Consider the following 21,766-nt stretch of genomic DNA (forward strand, 5'->3'; position numbering starts at 1 on the left):
AAGAAAATAACTTAACCTAATTAGCCGATAGCATTTTTTCTACAGTCTGGTAACTAGCTGTAAGTGCATCATCAAGTTTAGTTGCATCGCGGCCTCCAGCCTCAGCTAGATCAGGTCTTCCGCCACCATTTCCACCAACTATTGCAGCCAGTTCCTTAATAATTTTACCTGCATTAAGTTTTTTGGTGAGGTCATTAGAAACACGTACTAGCAAAGCTGCTTTGTTATCTTCAGCCGTTCCTAAAACAATTACACTTGCACCTAATTTTTGGGTTAACGTGTCGGCAAGTTGACGCATACCGCTACGGTCTAAGTCTTCAACTTTTTGAGCTAAAACTTTTATATTTCCAATTGAGCGAGCATCATTAATTGAGCCTGCAACTGATTGAGTTGCAAGTTTAAGTTTTAAGCTGTCAATTTGGCTAGAAGCTTGTTTTAGAAGTGATTGTAAACGCTCAACTTGTCCTGGAATATCATTCCAAGAAGCCTTAAACCCAATAGCTAGATTATCTAAAAGGTTGTAGGCTTGTTGGTAACGCTCTATTGCTACGGGCCCGGTGATAGCTTCAATACGACGAACTCCAGCAGCAATTGAGCTATCAGTTACAATCTTAAATAAACCTATATCGCCAGTAGCTGAAACGTGTGTACCGCCGCAAAGCTCTGTACTAAAGCCTGGGACGCTAATGACTCGAACTTGGCTAGAATATTTTTCCCCAAATAATGCTACCGCTCCAGAAGCTAGAGCTTTTTCTAGCTCCATTTCTTGTTTAGAAACATCTGTATTGACTTGAATTTGCTCATTAACTAAACGCTCTATTTCAGTAATTTCTGAGTCTGTAAGGGCTGCATAATGGGTAAAATCAAAACGTAGGCGGTCAGGAGCAACTAAACTTCCTGCTTGTTTAATATGTGGCCCCAGAACTTCTTTTAATGCAGCGTGTAAAAGGTGTGTAGCAGTATGATTAAGCATAATTCGGCGACGACGTTCACCATCAACTAAGGCTGCTAGTTCATCACCTACTTTTAATGTGCCTTGCTCTACCTTTACTTTATGAACAATCAGACTGCTAATAGGTGAAAAAGTGTCTAAAACTCGCACCTGGACAGAATCATTTTCTAAAAGTCCTGTGTCGCCAATTTGACCACCAGACTCAGCATAAAAAGGTGTGCGATCTAAAATTACCTCAAATATATCTTTTTCATCTTGGCTAGGTGTAAGTTCAGCAACTTCTTCGTCTTTAGAAACTAGAGCTAAAACTTTAGCTCCAAGAAGTTCAGTTCCTTGATAACCAGTAAAAGAGCTTTTCACACGTTCAGCTAGTTGTTGATAAATAGCTTTGGTTTTTGTTTGAGCCGGGGTAGCACAAGCAATTTGTGTTGTTTGTTGTAGTTCTGCTAGAGCTTGTTCAAAATTTTCTTCTGACCATTCATGATTTTGGTGTTCTAGCATAACTTTCATTAAATCTTGTGGCATTCCAAAAGTATCATAAAGTTTTGCTAGCTCTTTGTATGGCGGCATTTCATTTCCATGACGCTCAACCAAATCATGGAACTTAGGTAAACTGCTCTTAAGTGTATTACGGAAGCGACGCTCTTCACCTTGAACAATTTTACTAATAAAATTACGGCTAGTTAAAAGCTCTGGAAATGGGCCGCCCATCATATGGGTGACATAATCAGTAATTTGATGAAAGAAAACGTCTGAAAGCCCTAAACGATGGCTACCATGATAAATAGCTCGACGCATAATTTTACGTAAGACATAAGCTCGACCAACATTACCAGGTAAAATTCCATCAGCAATAGCAAATGCTGTAGCACGGGCATGATCGGCTAGCACACGCATAGACATTCCTTCAGGTGTGTTAGCTTGATATTCACGACTAGACAAATCACTAATAAAACTTAAAATTGGACGGATTAAATCAGTATCATAATTGCTTTTTACGCCTTGAAGTACCGCGCTAATACGTTCTAGTCCCATTCCAGTATCAACAGAGGGTTTTGGCAGCGGGGTTAAAGTTTTGCTAGCATCTCTATTAAACTGCATAAAAACTAGGTTCCAAATTTCCATTACATCATCACCGGGCCCATTAACCATTTCTGCTTTTTGTAATGAAAGATCGTCGCCCATATAATAATGAATTTCTGAACAAGGCCCACAAGGGCCTGTGTCGCCCATTTGCCAAAAATTATCTTTTTCCCCAAATTTTAGGATTCGATCTGCTGGCGCACCAACTTTTTTCCATAGTTCTAACGCCTCGTCATCATCTTTATAAACAGTAAACCAAAGTCTATTAAGCGGGAGTTGAAATTCTTTTAATAATAAGTCCCAAGCAAAAACAATGGCTTCTTCCTTAAAATAATCTCCAAAAGAAAAATTACCTAACATTTCAAAAAAGGTATGATGTCGAGCGGTTTTTCCAACTTCTTCTAAATCATTGTGCTTACCACCAGCACGAATACATTTTTGAGAAGTAACAGCACGTGTATAATCACGGGGTTCTAAACCTAACAAAACATCCTTAAATTGATTCATACCAGCATTAGCAAAAAGTAGTGTTGGGTCATTGGCTGGTAGTAGAGGCGAGCTTTTTACAATACGGTGTTGATGGGTAGCAAAAAATTCTAAAAATTTCTGTCTAATTTCATGTCCAGTCATGAGGATAAAGTTTCCAGTCTTTTGAGTTATTTAACAATCTGTAAAAAATCGTAACTAATTAAGATAGTGTAATTGCCGTTTAACTGCAAGACTTGAGAACTTAGAGCTTACGGAAAAAATTTTTTCTAAAAAGGCAACTTTTTTTGGAACTTTTTTCTGCTTTAATGGTTCAAACGTAATAAGAAGCTTTTATAGCTAAGAGAACAGGGGAAAAAGCGATGAGATTCAAACGAAAGGTAATAGCTGGCATTTTATTGACTATGCTTTGTCCATTTATTGATGGTAACGTTTGGCTCTTCGCTTTACAACAACCTCGAACAGAACCCCAAAAAAACGTTAAGGAAATTGTTGAAACTGCAAACCAACCTAATGGAGCAGAAATATCAAAAGAAATTCGTGCTTTAGCAAAAGAAATCCGTCAGTTAAATGCTCAACAACGTAAGATGACAGATTTACTTTTTTTAAAAATAGAGCAAGACCGTTTAGATAAATTAACAGATAGATTTGCTGCTATTGAAAGCGAACTAAGAATTCTAATGGCTCGTGATGCACAACTAGATTTTAGATTAAAAAATATTGATAGGGAATTTCTTACAAGAAGCTTTCTTAATCGTAGTGAAGGTGAAAGAATTATTAGAACAGAAATAGAAAACGAAAAAGAACAAATTGCTAAAGAAAGAACAAGACTAGAATTTGAAGAACAGAAATTGAGACAAGAAATAAATATTACTAATAGTCAAGTGGAATTAATAAGAGTAAGACTTTTAACTAATTCTAATGGGACAACAATAGAAGATAGCAATGATGTTTTAGAGTATTATCAAGAAAAAGTGCCTACAAAAAAGTCTGAAATAGATGAAGAGTTGTTGAAGGAAAATAAAAAATAAATATTATACTTTAGAAAGTTAAGTAAAATAGCCCAGCAGTTGCTGGGCTATTTTACTTAAGCTTAGAAAACTAAGCGGAAGCCAAATTGAAATTGACGAGGTGCAAAAGCATTACGAAATCTATCTGAGGTAGCAATAAAGCGATCTCCATCTCTAGCAGGCAATTGGAAATTGCCTTGTGCATCGGCTGGAAAAATACGACCTATTTCGCTAATGTTAACACGGTTAAATAAATTAAAAGCTTCAATAAAACCTTGAAATTCATAGGTTTCGCCCAATTTTACAGTTCTTGAAAGTCTTACATCAACGTTAGCAAATCCACCTGTTATGCCAGCATTACGAGGTAAACTAACACCTTGGAAAAATGGTCTATCACCATCTCCGCTATCTCCATCCATATTAAGGTCTGCACCTGCTAATAAATTAAATGGACGACCAGAGTTTAAGGTAATTATAGAAGAAAGTTGAAAGTCTCTTAAAATAGGATTTTTAGTGTAATTAAGTCTCCAAAGTCCTGATAAAACAAAACGACTTCGTACATCTTGAACCGATAAACTACGCTCATCACCTATTCTAAGTGGGTTAACAGGTTTATCTACTACATCAGTACGTAAATCAAAAGCATTATCAATAGCTTTTGCAAAAGTATAGCTTACTAAAACGCCAAAATTACCTGTAAAACGGCGATTTACTGCTATGGTTAAAGCACTAAAGTAGCTATCGTTAGCAGTTTCAAATTGTGTAATTTGGCCCGTCGTTGGATCTGAACGACCAGTTCTTAAACTTCCTAATAAATCGCCTGGAATAGGTCTAACTACAGGGTTAATTTGTCTGGAATTAAATAGTTTAACACCACGAACATAAGTATAGCCTATAGATGCAACGGTAGAATTATTAACTAAGTAATCTAAACCGAAATTTGTTTGTTGGGTATAGCTATTACGAACATTGGGTTCAAATTGTAAGGTATTAGTAAGTTGTGGTTCAAAATTTATACCTGCTGGGATGTCGTTACTGATTGGAAAACGACGGCCTGGCAATGTGTTATAAGGCAGTATAGAGAAAGGGAAAGGGATAACAGGAATTTTTAATGCTCCAGATGTGCTTAGTTGAGAGAAAAATGCTGCGCCAACTAATGGTGTAGAAAAGAATAAGCCATAAGAACCACGAATTGTTAGTTTAGGTAGTTGAGTAGGTCTAAAAGCAAAACCTATTCTAGGACTAAAATTACCGTTATTAGTAGGCATAAAACGAACGCGGTTAATATCATAACGAAGACCTGCCCTAATTAAGAGATTTGGTCTTAACCTAAAATCATCTTGTACAAATGTTGTAAAAAATTTTGTAGGAATAATTAAACGAGTGTCCCCAAAACCTTGTACAAAAAGCAATGGTAAGGGCAAACTAGCTAAAGGTAAATTAGCTGGAAAACCTGGTGCTAGAGCAGGTATTAACGCTGATGCAGCGGTTAAAAATGCTCTTTGCTGAGGAGTTCGCAAAGTAGGATCAAATGCTTGTAAAGAACTTAATACAGGTAAGTTAGGAATGCCGGTTAAAGCAGAAAAATCTATAGGGGAAAACGTTGCATTACCTTGGTCAAAAAATGGAACACTACTTTTCTTATCTGGTAGATTTGTATAGTTAAAGTCAATCCCAAATTTAATTTGGTGTCTTCCACGTGTTAGAGAAACATTATTAACAATTTGAAAAATATCCTCTACACGAGGTTGGCGAGAAAGAAAACTACCAAAAAGAATATTTCCTTCTGGAGCCGCAATACTTATGCCCGGCCTTGGTTAACTTGGACAACTGTTTGATCTCGATGACCATATAAAAATCGAGTTTCATTAATTAAATTAAGTCGAGTATTTACATAGACATTGTTAAAAACTACAGTATTATCTGTTAAGTTTTGAATTGAACCCGTATCTTCTCCAAATAATGCTCCAAACGGTTGGAATGCACCATTATAAGCTCCACCAAAGTTGTAACGTAGATAAAATGTGTCATTAGGGCTTAAACGTCCATCTAAACGACCTAAAAGGTTTGTTGTAGCAACAGAAAATGGAATAGCTCCATTTCTAATTGCAAAACCTTGGCGACGAGCAGCAGCTATAGAATCATCGCTAATAGTAACAATATTATTTTGTTTTACAGACAAACGCTCAAATGAAGAGAAGAAAAATAATTTATCTTTTTTGATTGGGCCGCTTAAAGTTGCCCCAAATTGATATTGGGAAAAATCTGCGTTTGTAGCAGCAAAAGTATCTCTAGCACTGATTTCATCATTACGATTTAAGAAGAAAATTGTGCTATGGTACTGATTACCACCACCTTTAGTAACAATATTTACAATGCCGCCTAAGGAACGTCCAAATTCAGCAGAATAATTGTCTGTAATAATTTGAAATTCCTGGACAGCTTCCTGGCTAAAAGTTGCACGCACGGATCCTGATCCTATATCATTATTACTTAAACCATCTATAGTAATATTATTAAAACGAGCAGATTGACCATTAAAGGAAAGGCCCGAGGTTGCGGTTGCGCCTTGGACAGGAACACGGTCAACTGTAACTCGTGCAGCAGTTAGAGCAAAATCTAAAAATTCACGTCTATTAATGGGTAAAACGGTAATTTTTTCTTTTTCTACACTTGTACTAGATTCTATATTTTCTTGAGATGCTGGATCGCTAGCTACTACTTCAACCACTTCAGAAGTTGCTCCAATGGTTAAAACAAAATCTGAACGAGTGGAAATACCTAATAAAAGTGAAATACGTCCCATCAAAGACTTAAAACCATCCGCAGAAACACTTACCTCATAAGCTCCTGGTGGGAGTTGAGAAAGTGTATAAAGACCATCAGTTGAAGAAACAGCTTCACGTGATAGATTTGTATCTGTTTGAGTGAGTAAAATTGTTGCACCAGCAATTGAAGCACCTGACTCATCTGTAACACGACCTGTAATAGCGGCAGAGGTCGAGCCAGCAGATTGAGCAAATGTTAAAATTGGGGCAGTAATGGCTAGAAAGAATACTAGTTTAAATAAACTTGTTATTATGTGGTGCATAATATTCCTCTTTTCTGCATTTCTACATTTTTGTTATGGGTTAAAAAGTATACTACAAAGCATTAAATTCTAGCTACTTAGATAAATTATTTATTAACTATGCTTTAGTTAGTTATAGCTTTTAAGATTTTACCTAAAACTAGCCAATAATAAGTTGCTAGAATATCTGAGATAACATAAAATCCAAGTTGCTTCTGACTCAACACTAAATTAAATCTATTAATGTAATCGTTACAAAGGTTTCAAAATGTGGTTTTTCAATCGAAAAACTAAAATTTCACCAAATTTTGTCTTAAAGGCTGTTTTGGCAGTTTTAGTATTGTTTTCTGTCTTAACCACATTACTTCCATTAAACATATTTATAGGTTTTTTTGCATCAACAAAACAAATTTGTTCAATGTCTTGTTGTGTTGATGGAGAGACATCTTGTTGTATTAGAGACAATTCAGAAAAAAGTAGTTATGACACAAGTAAAAGGCAAACTAGCAATTTATCTAAATCTCATTGTCATTTGATAAAGGAAGAAAAAGATAGATCTACTAGTATTGTTGTAGACACTACTACATTCAAGAGATTTAATAATGTTGAGCGGGTAATTTACTTAAACCAACTAGCTTTAATTGAAGAAAAAAGTAAAGTTAATTTTTCTTCACAAAGTTTAGAAAAACCTTGCCTTTGCCCCATATCAACAGCAACACAGCTAAGTAATTTGGAAAGCTTAGTAATATTAACAACTTTACATTCTGTTTGTTTTCAGCTAACTAAAACAAATTCTTTCTTTGATAAAGAATTAAAAATAGCTTTTGAAAAATTCCAAAAATCTCATTCCCGCGCGCCCCCAACTTTGAACTAAAATTTTCTCACTAAAATAATTTAACCTTAAAAGCGTTGTTAGTTTAGTTAAAAGAGTATTTTGTATTTTGTTTATAGTAATTTTACATTATGCTAACTATAGCTTGTGTGTAGTGCATTATTAAATATCAAAATAACTTAAGATTACTCTATTTTGGGCAAAAAATATTTGTAATAAATGACTTTATTAAATTTTATAAATTTAGTATTCCTTTATTTTTGTTATTAAGATTTTTGTTTTTTTTATGGTTATATTTTAATTTAATTATTTTAATTAAGGAATAAATTTTGCTGCAAACTATTATGACCAGTGTTTTTATGTGAAAATTTCCCAGTTAGTTACTGGGGTTGTGTTAGCTCTTTATTAACTTTATTTTGCTATGTAAAATACCTAATAATAATAAATTAGCTATAAATTTATATAGTAGCAAAGTTAAAGTTATGTAAATTTTGTACTTAGGAGTATATATAGATGAAATTTATCAGTAAAATGTTTTTTGCTTTAATTTTAAGTATAGTTTGTCTTTCTACAGCTTTTGCTCAATCTAAAGGTCGTGTTGGAAGAGAGACAGTTTTTGCTTTAACTACAACAAATCGTTTAGTAAGTTTTAATAGCTCAACACCAGGCACTATTATTAATACTGTATCAATTACAGGATTGCAAGCAGGTGAATCATTAGTTGGAATAGATTTTAGACCAGCTACTAGAGTGCTTTTTGCTGTTAGTAATATGGGTAGAATTTACACCATTAACACTAGTACAGGTCTTGCTACTCAAGTTGGAATGCAGCCTGTAAACTTGACAGGTGCAAACTTTGGTCTTGATTTTAATCCTTCCCCAGATCGCATTAGAATTGTAAGCAATACAGGTCAAGACCTTCGCCTTAATCCTAATGATGGTACTATAGCAGGAACAGATACACCGTTAGCTTATGCAATGGGAGATCCAAATAATGGTAGAACTCCTAACGCATTTGCTTCAGCTTACACTAATAATTTTGCTGGTGTAGGTGCTACAGCTACAACACTTTACAACATAGATGCAGACTTGGATGTTCTTGTAACACAAGGATCACTTAATAGCGCGCCTATTTCACCAAATAGCGGTCAATTATTTACTGTTGGTGCTTTAGGTATTAATGTTACAAATGTTGGTGGTATGGATATTTCTGATGTTAATGGAACTGCTTTTGCGGCTTTTACCCTTAACGGTGAAATGATGTCAAAGCTCTATAACATTAATTTAGCTACAGGTGCAACTACTTTAGTTGGCAATATTGGTGGTACAGAACAAATTCGAGACATAGCAGTTGTAGTTAATGGTGAAACTTTAATTGGTATTACTGGTACTAATAGAATTGTGACATTTAATAGCACTGCACCAGGCACAATTTTAAGTTCTACTTTAATTAGTGGTTTATCAATGGGTGAAACCATTGTAGGTGCGGATTTTCGCCCTGCTACAGGGGATTTTTATGCTTTAGCTAGTACAGGTCAAGTTTATATTATTAATGCTGCTACAGGTACAGCTAGCAAAGTTGGTACACCAAGCGTAACACTTATGGGTACTGAATTTGGTGTTGATTTTAATCCTGCTCCTGATCGAATTAGAGTTGTTAGCAACATGGGACAAAATCTGCGTCTAAATCCAGATAATGGTGCATTAGCTGGAACAGATACTCCATTAGCTTATGCAATGACTGATACAAATACCGGTAGAACTCCCAGAGTAGTTACATCAGCGTATACTAATAATGTTGCTGGTACAGGTGCAACAGAAACAACACTTTATGGGATTGATTCCACCTTAGATATTTTAGTTACTCAAGGCTCTGTTAATTCAACTCCTGTTTCTCCAAATACAGGACAACTTTTTACTGTTGGCCCATTAGGAGTTGATGCTAATGATATTACTTCTTTAGATATCTCTGATGCTAGTGGTTTAGCTTATGCAACAATCACTTTACCTGGAGAGACTGTTTCTCGTCTTTATCGCATCAACCTTACCCCAGCAAATGCTACAACTCCAGTTGCTACTCAAGTAGGAATGGTTGGCGGTACAGAGCAAATTCGTAGTTTAGGTGTGGTGCTTAGAGTAGAAAATGTTTTAGGTTTAACTAATGATAACCGTTTAGTCAGATTTAACCCAAGAAAGCCAGATACTTTAATTGGTTCACCAATACAAATTACAGGGCTTCAAATGGGAGAATCTTTATTAGGTATAGATTTTCGTCCAGCTACAGGATTTTTATTTGGCCTAGGTAGTACAAGCCGAGTTTATACAATAAATACAAACACTGGTGTTGCTACTGCATTAGGCGGCGCGCCATTTATACCAGCATTAGCAGGTATGGAATTTGGTTTTGATTTTAATCCTGTTCCTGATAGAATTCGTGTAGTTAGTAATACTACTCAAGACTTACGCTTAAACCCAAATAATGGTGGCATTGCTGCTGTTGATGGAACTTTAGCTTATGCAATGGGTGATGCAAATGCAGGGATGACCCCAAATTGCGTTGCTTCTGCTTATACTAATAGTTTCCCAGGACTAACTATTACTAATTTATACAATGTTGATTCCAGGTTAGACAGCCTAGTCCTACAAGGTTCACCAACAGGTGCGCCAGTTTCACCTAATACAGGTCAATTATTTACTGTTGGCAGATTAGGTATTGATGTAACAGATGTAGCTGCTTTAGATATTTCTGAATCAACAGGTATTGCTTATGGTAGTTTTGTATTAAATGGTGAAACATCTTCTCGTTTCTATAGAGTAAATCTAGCTACTGGTGGTGCTACACAAGTTGGCACATTACCTGTAGGTGGTATGGCTCCCAGTTGTTTTACGGGATATGGCACTAATTAACAATGTTGGACTATCAGTTGTTGCTGTTGCTCCTGCTACAGCTTTATCAGGCAGTAATTTTACTTATAGTTTAACAGTTGCTAATGCTAATCCCAATAGCTTAAGTAATGTTGTTTTATCAACAGCAACTCCTGCTAACACTACATTTCAATCAATTAATGCTCCTATGGGCTTTACTTGTATGACTCCATCTGCTGGAGGTACAGGAGCAATTACTTGTACAGGTTCAACACTTTCAGCAAGTTCTTCTGCTGTGTTCTCATTAGTAGTAACTCCAAATGTAACTATGAATGGGACAAATGTTTCATTGATGGCAATGGTAAGAAGTGATACACCTGATGTTAGTGGCGTTAGATTTGATAATACTGCTTCTAGTGCTACTACTATGGTTAATATTCCTGGCCCAACTATAATGGCAGCAAATATTAAAGTTACTAATATGAAGATTACTGCTACTGGAACAGGATTTTCTGGAACTACAGTTTTAGTTGATGGTGTTGGTTTTGCAAAAGCAGCCAAACTTGCTTCTAACAATACCAAACTAACCCAAAAAGGTAAGTTAACTAATGGTATGTCAATAAACCAAGCTATTCCAAAAGGTAGAAGTGTAATGATTACCTTCCGCAACAGCAACGGCGGAGTAACAGTTGTACCATTTACCAGACAATAAGCAGGTTAATGAGTTTTTTAGTTTTTACATTGAGTGATAGATAGCCGACCCAAAAGGTCGGCTCTTTTTTTGTGTTTATTGACTATTAACTCGGTAATAAGCACGGCTACGTTCTCTCATTCGTAGTTGCCATTTGCTACGAGGGGCATTTTCTCCAAATTGCCCTAATGCCTCTTTAAAACTTTCACCACCTGCTTGCCTTAGTTTTAAGTACAACATAGCTATACTAATAGAGAGTATTGGTGCTGTCAAAATTATTAACAATAATGAAAACAATGATTTGGTGGTCTGAATATTAATAGTTTTAGTTTCTTTGTCTAATTCATCAGTTTTTTTAATATTATTTTCTATCAATGTTGGATTTGTAGCTGTTGGTAAGACATCTTTGTCCCCAAATTTTTTTTCTAGTAGTTTTGCTAGTTCTTTGTTTGGATCCGAGTTTGTAACAACAGATTTACCAGATTTTAAGTCTAAATCTATTTTTTTATTACTAAAAACATCTCCATTAGCAAATAAAATTGTCATTAATAACATATTAAGTAGCGAAAAGCGAAATACTACCCACCAAAGCCGTTTTACTAACTCTTGAGAACGTTTCAAAGCTTTGCGGTTACTTATATTTTCCATCATTACTACTGGAACAAAGAGCATATAATCAATAAACTTTTTTATTGCAGGTATAACAAACAATATTGCCCAAAGAGATAGGAATAAACTAGATAGAAGTTTAGTAGTAATTAAAGGAAAAACTCTTTGTTTTAATAGTATAAATATAGGTTTTAATTCAACCTTGTGAAAAGGTCTTACCATTAATTGAGCTACTGTTGGTACTGTAGTTCCATAAACTATTGCTTGACTTAACATAAAGCTTAAACCTGCAAATGAGGCAAGCAGTATTGCATTAATAAAAAATAGCTTTTGTGGAAGCACATTTATTAATAGAAAGTTTAGTTTGGTCAATAGGTAAAATATAACAACAGGGGAATAACTAATTAGGGAAATTTTAATAAATGTTGGGAAGTGGTTATTGTATAAAGAAATAGCTTGACGAAGTAAGCTAGCAGCACCTTCACTACGTGCTTTTAGAGCAGTAGAAAAAGCTGCTACTGTTGCAGGTCTTTCGGCTGCGTTTTTAGCTAAAGCTGACATTATTAATGTTGATACAGCTTTAGGAATATCGCGGCGCAGTTCTTTGATATTTTGTGGAGTTGTGTTTGTATGATGTGTAATCAATGTTTGAGTGTCACCGCTAAAGGGAGGGTTTCCTGTAAGCATTTGATAAGCAATTACACCTAGGCTATAAACATCTGAACGGGTGTCTAGAGTTTCGCCTCTACATTGTTCAGGAGACATATAAATAGGTGTGCCTAAAACCGTCCCAACATGTGTAACTAAAGCTATTTTATCTTCTTTAATACTAGCAGTATTACGACGTACTTGGACTTGAGTTTGTGCTTCATCCTCTGATAAAGAAGTTTGTACAGCAGTAGGGGTTTCATTAAGTGCTAAACTGCTATTACTATTTTTATTATTTGGTGAAGGTTGGACGGCTGTTGCTGATTCGCTAAATTCCAAACTTGGTTTTATAGTTGTTGCAAGAGAGATTGAAGATGTAGTTGCAATGGCTTGAGGTGATGTTTTAGCTATAACATTAGGTTGTTTACTATTATTATCTTCACAACCTTTGTTAAAAATCTTTTGAATAAAACAGTCTTCTTCTGCTTCAAAAATAGCTGTTCCACCATTTGTTATTTGTGCTGGAATTTCTCCAAGTTTAGCCAGGCCAAAATCTAAAACTTTTATATTATAACTACCTAGTCCATCAGGTTCTAACCAAATGTTGTCAGGCTTTAAGTCTCGATGAATTATGCCTTGAAGGTGTGCTGTATCTATTGCTGCACAAACTTGTTCTAAGATATTGACAGCAAATTTAAGTGGAAGTTTTCCTTCTTCAACTAAAACTTCACTTAAAGTACAACCATCTAGGTATTCCATCACTAAATAAGCAATACGTTCATTTGATAATTGAGCAAAACCAAAGTCAGTAACATCAACAACATTAGGATGTCGGAGCCGTCCAGCAGCTTTTGCTTCACGCTTAAAACGTTCTACAAATTCAGGATGACGCATAAATTGTGGAGCAATAATTTTTACTGCTACAGGGCGTTCTGTACCTAGGTGAGTTGCTAGATAAACAGCCCCCATTCCACCTTGACCAAGTTTTTCTTCCAGACGATATTTTTCATCTAGCACTTTTCCTAGTAAGTCTTCTAGTGCCATAATGTCTCCGTTTTGCCAGCTTTTAGCTGTAAGTATGGCGGTTTTTGTTATTAGCTTTGGGCGTATTTACTGTATATTACTAGGATTTTAGCTAAAAAGCTAACAACGGCTTACAACTAATAACGGGTAAATAAAATATTTATTACATAAAACTGGAAAAATTAACAAAAAATTTTTAGGTTATGATTTTAGATTTTGTTGGATAAATAAAATATATTTTTTAAAGGTTCTAGATAAAAATAAGATGACAGGAAAATATTTTTTAGTAGGTGGTGGCCCAGCAGTAAGATCAATAGGTGAACCTTTGATAGGTGAATTTATTAATGCTGTTGGCGGTAAAGATGCAAAAATAGCAATTATAACGGCTGGAACAAATGACCCAGCAGAGGTAAATGCTTGTTATTGGGAAATTTTCTTGTATTGGGGACTAAAAGATTTATTTTCCCCTAAAATTTTTGCTCGTGAAGATGCTCAAGCAGACTGGATTTATCCCAGGTTAGTTGAATGTGATGGAGTGTTTATTGCAGGGGGTTCACAATATAAATTAAGTCAACGACTTGCTGAAACTCCTGTAGAGCAGGCAATTAGAGCTATTTTTAATAAAGGTGGTGTGGTTGGAGGGACTTCTTCAGGTGCTTCAATTTTTGCTGGCCCAATGATTTTATCTGGTGGAACTCTAGACCCACATTTAAGACCTGATATGGTAGAAATTGGTCAAGGTTTTGGAATGTTAAAAGATATTTCTATTGATACACATTGCGCTTCTCGTGGACGGTTGCCTAGAATTATCTCCCTTATAGCACATTATCCGAAAATACTTGCAATTGGTATTGATGAAGATACCGCACTTTTAAGCGAGTCCGAAAATATTCTTAAGGTAGTTGGTAAAAATGCAGTCTATTTTTTAGATGCAGCAAATGCTCACCCAACACATAGTGAAAAGATGAGGAACATTTATGTAGCAGCGATATTGTTTTACATGCTTTAACAGCAGGTGACAGGTTTGATTTAAGCACTAGAAAACCTGTTTATTAATAAATTAAGTATATTAAAATAGAGGTATTTATGAGCGTAGCTGAATTATCTAAAGCCTTGGTTTCAGGCCAAGATTATATAAATAGTTTAAGAGGCAGAAAATTAAAAGTTTATCTTTTAGGTGAACTTGTTGAAGATATTGTTGATCATCCTATGATTCGCCCTAGTATTAATGCTGTTGCTGAAACTTATGATTTAGCTGTAAAGGAAGAAGAACTTGCAACAGCTATTTCTCCATTTACAGGCGAGCGAGTAAATAGATTTTTACATATAGCAATAAGTCAATCAGATGTTGTTTTACAAAATAAAATGCAGCGACGTTTAGGACAACTTACAGGGACTTGTTTTCAACGTTGCGTAGGTATGGACGCGCTTAATTCGCTTTATTCAACAACGTTTGAAATAGATGAAAAATACCAGACTCCTTACCATAAACGCTTAAAAGACTTTATTTTACAAGCTCAAGAGCAAAATCTTGTTATCAGTGGAGCAATGACAGATGTTAAGGGTGATCGTAGCCTTGCACCTCACGAGCAAGCCGATCCAGACCTTTTTGTTCACGTTACCCATCGAACTAGTGAAGGCGTTTTTATTAGTGGTGCCAAGGCTCATCAAACAGGTTGCTTAAATTCTCATTGGATGATCATTATGCCTACAATGCGCTTAAAGGCTGAAGATAAAGATTATGCAATAGTTGGAGCAATCCCTGTTGACGCTAGTGGTATTACTTATATTTATGGTCGGCAATCTTGCGATACTCGCAGCTTAGAAGGCGGCTCAATTGATGTTGGAAATGCTCAATATGGCGGCCAAGAAGCTATGGTAATTTTAGATAATGTTTTTATCCCCAATGAGCTAATTTTTATGGATGGAGAATATGAGTTTGCCTCAATGCTAGTTGAACGCTTTACGTGTTATCACCGTCGCAGTTATGTTTGTAAAAGTGGTGTTGGAGATGTCTTAATTGGTGCTGCTGCAACGATTGCTGAATATAATGGGGTAGAAAATGTTTCACATATCAAAGATAAAATTGTTGAAATGACTCACTTAAATGAAACAATTTATGCTACTGGTATTGCTTCATCCTATCAATCACAAGCGACTAAATCAGGTGCTTTTATTTGTGATGATATGCTTGCTAATGTTTGTAAGCATCATGTGACAAAAATTCCTTATCAAATTGCTAGACTCGCTCAAGATTTAGCAGGTGGTTTAGTTGTAACTATGCCATCAGAAAAAGATTTTTCCCATTCTGAAATAGGAGTTTTACTAGAAAAATACTTAAAAGGACGTGCAGATATTCCAACAGAATATCGAGTAAGAATACTAAGACTTATTGAAAATATGACTTTAGGACGTAATGCAGTAGGTTACTTAACAGAAAGTATGCATGGAGCAGGTTCACCTCAAGCCCAGCGTATTCAAATTGCTAGACAAATGCAGCTTTCTCTTAAAAAACAGTTAGCTAAAGAATTGGCTGGAATTGAAGAACCAAAACGCACTCAGTTAACAACAGAGCTAACAGATTATTTTGGTCGAGTTTTTGATACAAAAAGCAAATAGCTAATCTATATTAGTACTTAATACAGTAGCGATAGTTTCCAGTAATTTTGCTGCTGTATATGGTTTATGTAAAAAAATTGTGTCACTAAAATTTATGTCAAATTTATCTTTAAGAGCAAAACCACTGGCATAAATAATTTTTGCTTGAGGATTAATTTCTCTAATTTTGTTAGCAGTTTTTTGACCATCTAAATTAGGCATTATTAGGTCTATTATTGATAATTTAACTGCTTCTTTATTATTTTGATAAAACTTTATAGCCTCAATACCGTCTTTAGCTGTAACTACCTTATAACCATTATGTTCTAAAGTAGTTTTAGTTACTTGGCGGATTAAAACCTCATCATCAACTAATAAGATTAATTCTCCTTGACCGGAAAATATTTCTAAAGAAGTTTGGGAAACTCTTATATCTTGTTGGTTTGTTAAAGCAGGGAAATAAACTTGAAATGTAGTTCCTATAGAAGGTTCACTATAGACAGAAATAAAACCTTCATGGCTTTTTACTATAGCTAAAACGGTTGAAAGCCCTAAACCTGTACCTTTACCTATTTCTTTAGTAGTAAAAAATGGCTCAAAAATCTTGTTTGCAACTTCTTCTGTCATCCCTAAACCTGTATCACTAACAGAAATTACAATGAAATTACCTAATTTAGCTTCCAAGTGAGTTTTTGTATATTGCTCATCGGTGCTAACGTTGGAAATACTAATTGATAAGTCACCACCTTCAAGCATTGCATCACGGGCATTAATACATAAATTCATTAGAACTTGATTAAGTTGTGTTTCATCTGCCTTAAATGCCCATAAATTGTTGGGAATTTTGATTTTAATATTGATATTTTTTGGAAAGGTTTGTATTAATATTTTTTCAATCTTTTCAATTAGTTTTTTAGGATTAATTAGTATTCTTTCTCCTGCTACTCCACGAGCAAAGGAAAGCACTTGTTTAACAAGATCTGCTCCTCGTTTGCTATGCTCTAGCATTGCTTGTATTAATTCTTGTTTGTCAGGCTCGTGCTGATCTTCGGATAAAATTTCTAATCCCATTATCAATGGAGCTAAAACATTATTAAGATCATGTGCAATACCTCCTGCTAGTGTACCAATACTCTCCATTCTCTGGGAGCGTAGAAATTGAGTTTCTAAGGCTTTCTTTTCTGTAATATCAGTATTTACTAATAATTGTGCAGTTGGCTTTGCTTCAGTATTTATTACTAATCCACGTCGGCTTTCTACTATTATTTTTTTGCCAGATTTAGTGTATTGGGTTAGCTCTCCAAACCATTCCCCTTTAGTCAATACTTGATTACATACATCTAATGGATGGCTTAAGTCAGTTGCATAAACTAACTTATAAAATTCTTTTCCTATAGTCTCTTCTTTTGTCCAACCGTAAATGCGTTCTGCGCCTTTACTCCAAAACATTACTTTATCCTCTAGGTCAAGAATAAAAACTGCATTTGGAGCAAAATCTAATAGGGCAGTTTGCTCATAAAGTCGTCTCTCTAATTCTAGTTGTGCATTACGCAAGGCTTCTTCTGTTTTTTTACGTATAGAAATATCTCGTAAAATTACATTAAAGTGATATTGTGAATTTACTTTATATTTAGAAATAGAAGCATCAGCAGGAAATTCGCTTCCATCTCTGCGTAGAGCCACTACTTCACGTCGCTCTGCCATTGTTCGAGCCACTACATTTGATTTCTCAAAATTTTTTACTTGTTGTGGGTGAGAATCAGCAAACCGCTTAGGAAGAAGTAAACTTAAATTTTGTCCTAAAATTTCTTCTGCCTTGTAGCCAAAGATTTTTTCTGCACCTTTATTAAATAAAATTATTTTTTGATTGCTATCAATGGAAATAATTGCATCTTCGGCTATATCAAGAATAGTAGCTAAATGTTCAAGTTCGACTAAATTATTGTCAATAGGCAGTTTAATAGTTGATAACTCGTTACTCATAAAAAATTAATCTTTTTGTGATTTTTCTAGTGACAAAGTTGGTAAATAGGCACGTGCTTTTCGAGCCATTAATACTAAAGCTGCTCTAGCATCTTCGGCTGTAACAATTGCTTTTTCAAAGGTAAATCTTAGCCTTATGTTATCTGCTAATAGGTCAAACCCTTCTGTATCAATACCTATCATTTTTACTTCACTAACGCTAACCTGTTTAAGACCCTGGCAATAATCTTTCATTGTGCTTAAATGGTCTTCGTTCATATGTGCCAAAATATCTGCTTCAACACGGTGCAAGGCATTTTCAAGCAAAATATCTTTTGGTTCAATCCAAGCAATTTTTCCAAAACCACCAATAAAGCGAGCGCGAGTTAAATTAAGTTGATAGAACTTAAAGTCAGATAATTCTAAATGAGTTTTTGAATTAGGGAAATATCTAGCATAAGATTGTCTAGTTTCTTCTATATTTTCTTTTAAGCTTGTAGCTTCACCTATCCAGGTAAGTCTAGCACTTTCTTGTACATCCTTAGCTTTTAGATCAAAAATGGTTAAAGAAACTTTGTTATTAGCTTCAATATTTTTAGTATGTTGGGCTAAAGAACTAATAAAGATAATTGGTAGCCCATCTTTGTTTACCAAAAAAGGTGTAACTGAACCAAATGGATAACCAATTAAATCTAAAGAATGTGTAGCAAGTACACCTGTACTATTAGCTCTTAAAAAATTGCGTGCTATTTTGCCTATCTCAGATCCACTAGACATAACTTGCTCCAAAAAATAAAGTTATTTTATAAGTGAGGGCGGTTTTCTAATGAAAGAAACCAATTATTATTTTTTAAATACCATTGATGAGTTCTAATTACAGTTTTAGACTCTTTTTGATCTTTACCGCGGCGAGATTCTAAAACCTTTACTATTGCTACTGTATTATTCTTTATAAATGTTACTTCTTCTATTTTATAGTCTGTAATGGTATAAGAATATGAGCCTAAATACTCTGTAAAAGCTTGGTCTAGCTCTTTTTCAAAATTTCCATTTTTGAAAATACACTTTAATATAGCTTCTTTATAAGGTTCGCCAAAATCAGCACTATCAATAGAGTTACGAATATATTTTTCTGTAAATTTTCCTTCTTTTATTTCATCTTTTACAGAGATATATTGTTTTTTTAAGAAAGATATGTAAATATTTAATATCTTCTTGATTATAGTATTCACGCATCACAAGACTTTTACGCGCCTGGCGAGCAGCCATATATTCTTCTGTACGTTTACGAATAAATGCTTCTAAATTAACTTCTGCCAAAGAAACAGGTAGTAAAGTAACTAGTAAGATAAAAAAAACTGTTAATCCAACTAGATATTTCATAGCTCTTAACTCCAAGACTTAATGGCCTCCTGCGTCTTTCTTTTGTGGTTTAGCATTCCAAATACGTAACATTAAAAGTCCGCCCATAATTGAAAAAGGAATAATACAATAAGTCCATACTCCCCAACCAAATTTATCAATTATTTTTCCTAATCCAAAACCTGTAAAACCGCTAGCAATGTATTGTACTCCGTCTAAAAGTCCTGTAACCGTTGCGGCTGCTTTTTTGCCTCCAAAGTCGGCAGAAGCTGTTCCAGAAAGCATTCCATGGACTCCAAAAATCCACATACAAGAAAAACCTACCATTGCTGCTGCCATTGCTGGAATACTTACCCAACCAAGTATTAATAAACTGATCACCTGTCCAATATAGAAAATAAATGCTACTGGAGGACGACGAGATTGGAAAACTTTGTCAGATAAAAAGCCACAAAGTAGACCGCCACAAATTCCACCAATTGTAATACCTAGTCCAGCCCATTCAGAAACATGAGACTTATGAACTATGTGATGAACTTCTTCTAGAAAGCGGTTAAAGTAAGCAAGTAGGCCTTGGCGAACAAAACCAGTACAAAACTCAGCTAGAGCTAAAGTAATAATAATAGGATTACTTAATACCTGTTTTAGCAAATAATTCCAATCAACTGGTTTATCATCACCTGTTGAAGCATCACCAGTATTAAAGTTTTCAAAACCTGCTTCTTTAGGAGTTTCTCTTACTACTATTAAATCAACAACAAACATAACAACAAGCATTATTGAAGGGATAATAAAAATTGCATACCAGTCAAAGTTTTTAAGAATTACTCCACCTACAGTAAATGCTAGTAGATAACCGCTAGAAATCATAATGCCAAATATACCACCAAAAACGCCTCTTTCCCTGACATGAAACCAAGGAGCATTAACTTTTACTACTGATAAAGCTCCAAAACTTTGGAAATAGCTATTAAGTGCATAAATAAGGGCAATAATAAATAGTGCTTGAGCTTTATTACTGGAAAGTATTGGAGCAGAAAAAATGCTATTTATGCCATTGATTATACCGCTAGCTACACCTCCTAGTGGGCCAAGAGGATTATCTTGCATTAAAAAACCACTGAAAATTGTTAATCCTAATAACAAATTCATTGTAGCTGCCCCAATTGTGCCAAAAAGAATAGCTTTTTTACCTCCTATTCTATCTGCTAGGGGGCCATTAAACATTACACTAAGAGCATATACCCAAAAACCGGCTGTAAGAATTATTCCAAATTGAAAGTTATCTACACCAAAAGTGCTTTTAACTGTTCCAGCTACTACATTTATGTTATAACGTCCCATATAAAAAGTAGCGTAAGTTAAGCCTAAAGGGAACCAATTCATAAAACGTCTAATTTTATATTCCCGGCTATGTTGGATTTTGACATCCCCATCGCTTGTGGTTGAAAGGTTAGCCATAAATTTTTGAAATGCTCCTTAGTAATTAGTTATTAAACACTTAGTATTTTAATTGGCAGGTGATAACAGAAAAATAATAATACCATAAAGCACTAATTTAACATTGTGGAAGTTTGCCAAATTTAATTACACGATTAGCAAACTTTAGGTCGTGCTTTGGATGAACTAAGAAAAATAATCGGCTATAATGGCTTGTTATTAATCAAGTTACAAAAATCAATAAGGAAAACTTATGCACTTAGTCTCTGACTTTGATGGGGTTTGGACAGATCCACGCGCTGAAGCAGATGCAATACGGGATCTTATGGTTACGCTTTTAAGTGATTCTACGAGCTTATCTATAGAAAGAATAAAAGAAATTTTTGCTGAAATAGAGGGAAATTTTGTTATACATCCTTTTAAGTATGGTTGGTTATATGAAGAGTATATTACAGCTTTTGCTATGGAAGATCTTTACGGTCGTAACCATGCTATAGCTACTTGTCTTTGGCAAAAAGAGCCAAATTTTCCCGAAAGCGAAGCCTTACGTGAAGCAATAGAAAAAATTGCTGAGAATGCAGATAGATTTTCTGATATCTGTTTTCGAGATGGTCGTAGCCAATACCGTGAAAAGAATAAAACTCTTCTACTAAAAGATGCAGCACAAGTAATTTCACAAATTCGGGATGCAGATTATCGAATGACTATAGTTTCTAATTCTAAGATTACACATATTTTAGATTTATTTGAAGCAGCAGAAATTAGTTTAGAAGGCTTTCAAATTATTGGAGGGGCAAGAAAATTTCATCTTGGTATGGTTGGAAGTCTTCCAGAAACTTGGCAATGGCAAGAGGCTACAGTTTCATTACAACGCCCACATTACTTTGATTTACTTGAACGATTAAAGCCAGATGCAGTAGTTGGAGATGTTTTTTCTCTAGATCTTTCAGTACCTCTTTATTTGCGTTCAACTAGAGATGGTTGGCAAAATTTCCGTGCAGGACTAATTAAACAACCTTATACCCCTAGCTGGGTAGCAAATGAAACAAATGAAGCTTGGGCAAAAGAACAAGGGCTAGATGTTTTAGATGGTTTAGGTAGTGTACCTAGTTGGTTAGCAAATCTTTCTAAATAA

16 protein-coding genes are annotated in these 21,766 nt (G+C 34.9%); 7 read left to right on the top strand and 9 right to left on the bottom strand.

The genetic code is table 11. The features are described from left to right. Window positions 1–16: 16 nt before the first annotated feature. On the bottom strand, window positions 17–2,665 hold the full coding sequence (alaS, locus tag IPK14_01565; protein MBK7992126.1) for an alanine--tRNA ligase: 2,649 nt from the start codon (window positions 2,663–2,665) through the stop codon (window positions 17–19). 218 nt (window positions 2,666–2,883) lie between these two features. Here alaS and IPK14_01570 point away from each other — a divergent pair, with 218 nt between their 5' ends. Beyond that, a complete protein-coding gene (locus tag IPK14_01570) occupies window positions 2,884–3,552 on the top strand; it encodes a hypothetical protein (protein MBK7992127.1) in 669 nt (222 codons plus the stop codon). A gap of 62 nt (window positions 3,553–3,614) precedes the next feature. On the opposite strand, the gene IPK14_01575 is transcribed toward IPK14_01570, so the two are convergent. Beyond that, a complete protein-coding gene (locus IPK14_01575) occupies window positions 3,615–5,051 on the bottom strand; it encodes a hypothetical protein (GenBank protein ID MBK7992128.1) in 1,437 nt (478 codons plus the stop codon). A 281-nt stretch (window positions 5,052–5,332) separates the two neighbouring features. After that, window positions 5,333–6,622 carry a carboxypeptidase regulatory-like domain-containing protein gene (locus tag IPK14_01580; GenBank protein ID MBK7992129.1) on the bottom strand — a complete coding sequence of 430 codons (1,290 nt, stop codon included), beginning with the start codon at window positions 6,620–6,622 and terminating at the stop codon, window positions 5,333–5,335. 247 nt (window positions 6,623–6,869) lie between these two features. Here IPK14_01580 and IPK14_01585 point away from each other — a divergent pair, with 247 nt between their 5' ends. The 3 genes from IPK14_01585 (at window position 6,870) to IPK14_01595 (ending at window position 11,010) form a co-directional block, all read left to right on the top strand. After that, window positions 6,870–7,475, top strand: a complete 606-nt coding sequence (locus IPK14_01585) for a hypothetical protein (protein ID MBK7992130.1) — start codon at window positions 6,870–6,872, stop codon at window positions 7,473–7,475. Window positions 7,476–7,946: 471 nt separating this feature from the next. Then, on the top strand, window positions 7,947–10,340 hold the full coding sequence (locus IPK14_01590) for a DUF4394 domain-containing protein (GenBank protein ID MBK7992131.1): 2,394 nt from the start codon (window positions 7,947–7,949) through the stop codon (window positions 10,338–10,340). Further along, window positions 10,327–11,010: a DUF11 domain-containing protein gene (locus tag IPK14_01595; GenBank protein ID MBK7992132.1), complete on the top strand. Its 684-nt coding sequence runs from the start codon at window positions 10,327–10,329 to the stop codon at window positions 11,008–11,010. The genes IPK14_01590 and IPK14_01595 overlap by 14 nt, the downstream gene beginning before the upstream one ends. Window positions 11,011–11,085: 75 nt before the next feature. Here IPK14_01595 and IPK14_01600 read toward each other — a convergent pair whose 3' ends face one another. Further along, window positions 11,086–13,290, bottom strand: coding sequence for a serine/threonine protein kinase (locus tag IPK14_01600; GenBank protein ID MBK7992133.1), 2,205 nt, complete (start codon window positions 13,288–13,290; stop codon window positions 11,086–11,088). 244 nt (window positions 13,291–13,534) lie between these two features. Between IPK14_01600 and IPK14_01605 the strand changes: the two genes are divergently transcribed. Beyond that, window positions 13,535–14,278: a cyanophycinase gene (locus IPK14_01605; protein ID MBK7992134.1), complete on the top strand. Its 744-nt coding sequence runs from the start codon at window positions 13,535–13,537 to the stop codon at window positions 14,276–14,278. A 77-nt stretch (window positions 14,279–14,355) separates the two neighbouring features. Then, window positions 14,356–15,888, top strand: coding sequence for a 4-hydroxybutyryl-CoA dehydratase (locus IPK14_01610; protein MBK7992135.1), 1,533 nt, complete (start codon window positions 14,356–14,358; stop codon window positions 15,886–15,888). Here the strand turns inward: IPK14_01610 and IPK14_01615 are convergent, their stop codons facing one another. The 5 genes from IPK14_01615 to IPK14_01635 are packed head-to-tail and all read right to left on the bottom strand — an operon-like array spanning window position 15,889 to window position 20,652. Further along, entirely contained in the window at window positions 15,889–17,850 is a 1,962-nt protein-coding gene (locus IPK14_01615; GenBank protein ID MBK7992136.1) for a PAS domain S-box protein, read from the bottom strand. Between the two features lie 6 nt (window positions 17,851–17,856). After that, window positions 17,857–18,606: a DUF2470 domain-containing protein gene (locus IPK14_01620; protein ID MBK7992137.1), complete on the bottom strand. Its 750-nt coding sequence runs from the start codon at window positions 18,604–18,606 to the stop codon at window positions 17,857–17,859. A 26-nt stretch (window positions 18,607–18,632) separates the two neighbouring features. Beyond that, on the bottom strand, window positions 18,633–19,061 hold the full coding sequence (locus IPK14_01625) for a hypothetical protein (GenBank protein ID MBK7992138.1): 429 nt from the start codon (window positions 19,059–19,061) through the stop codon (window positions 18,633–18,635). After that, complete coding sequence (locus tag IPK14_01630) at window positions 18,985–19,212, bottom strand: hypothetical protein (GenBank protein ID MBK7992139.1); 228 nt, start codon at window positions 19,210–19,212, stop codon at window positions 18,985–18,987. The genes IPK14_01625 and IPK14_01630 overlap by 77 nt, the downstream gene beginning before the upstream one ends. Window positions 19,213–19,230: 18 nt before the next feature. Next, window positions 19,231–20,652 carry an MFS transporter gene (locus IPK14_01635; protein MBK7992140.1) on the bottom strand — a complete coding sequence of 474 codons (1,422 nt, stop codon included), beginning with the start codon at window positions 20,650–20,652 and terminating at the stop codon, window positions 19,231–19,233. Between the two features lie 232 nt (window positions 20,653–20,884). On the opposite strand from IPK14_01635, the gene IPK14_01640 reads away from it, so the two are divergent. Further along, window positions 20,885–21,766: a hypothetical protein gene (locus tag IPK14_01640; GenBank protein ID MBK7992141.1), complete on the top strand. Its 882-nt coding sequence runs from the start codon at window positions 20,885–20,887 to the stop codon at window positions 21,764–21,766.

The sequence above is a fragment of the Blastocatellia bacterium genome, from assembly GCA_016713405.1.
Classification (GTDB): domain Bacteria; phylum Acidobacteriota; class Blastocatellia; order Chloracidobacteriales; family JADJPF01; genus JADJPF01.

Excerpts from the sequence above, each read along its gene's own strand:
- alaS (MBK7992126.1), bottom strand. The coding sequence starts at position 2,665 with ATGACTGGACATGAAATTAGACAGAAATTTTTAGAATTTTTTGCTACC.
- IPK14_01570 (MBK7992127.1), top strand. The coding sequence starts at position 2,884 with ATGAGATTCAAACGAAAGGTAATAGCTGGCATTTTATTGACTATGCTT.
- IPK14_01580 (MBK7992129.1), bottom strand. The coding sequence starts at position 6,622 with ATGCACCACATAATAACAAGTTTATTTAAACTAGTATTCTTTCTAGCC.
- IPK14_01585 (MBK7992130.1), top strand. The coding sequence starts at position 6,870 with ATGTGGTTTTTCAATCGAAAAACTAAAATTTCACCAAATTTTGTCTTA.
- IPK14_01590 (MBK7992131.1), top strand. The coding sequence starts at position 7,947 with ATGAAATTTATCAGTAAAATGTTTTTTGCTTTAATTTTAAGTATAGTT.
- IPK14_01595 (MBK7992132.1), top strand. The coding sequence starts at position 10,327 with ATGGCACTAATTAACAATGTTGGACTATCAGTTGTTGCTGTTGCTCCT.
- IPK14_01600 (MBK7992133.1), bottom strand. The coding sequence starts at position 13,290 with ATGGCACTAGAAGACTTACTAGGAAAAGTGCTAGATGAAAAATATCGT.
- IPK14_01605 (MBK7992134.1), top strand. The coding sequence starts at position 13,535 with ATGACAGGAAAATATTTTTTAGTAGGTGGTGGCCCAGCAGTAAGATCA.
- IPK14_01610 (MBK7992135.1), top strand. The coding sequence starts at position 14,356 with ATGAGCGTAGCTGAATTATCTAAAGCCTTGGTTTCAGGCCAAGATTAT.
- IPK14_01615 (MBK7992136.1), bottom strand. The coding sequence starts at position 17,850 with ATGAGTAACGAGTTATCAACTATTAAACTGCCTATTGACAATAATTTA.
- IPK14_01620 (MBK7992137.1), bottom strand. The coding sequence starts at position 18,606 with ATGTCTAGTGGATCTGAGATAGGCAAAATAGCACGCAATTTTTTAAGA.
- IPK14_01630 (MBK7992139.1), bottom strand. The coding sequence starts at position 19,212 with ATGAAATATCTAGTTGGATTAACAGTTTTTTTTATCTTACTAGTTACT.
- IPK14_01635 (MBK7992140.1), bottom strand. The coding sequence starts at position 20,652 with ATGGCTAACCTTTCAACCACAAGCGATGGGGATGTCAAAATCCAACAT.
- IPK14_01640 (MBK7992141.1), top strand. The coding sequence starts at position 20,885 with ATGCACTTAGTCTCTGACTTTGATGGGGTTTGGACAGATCCACGCGCT.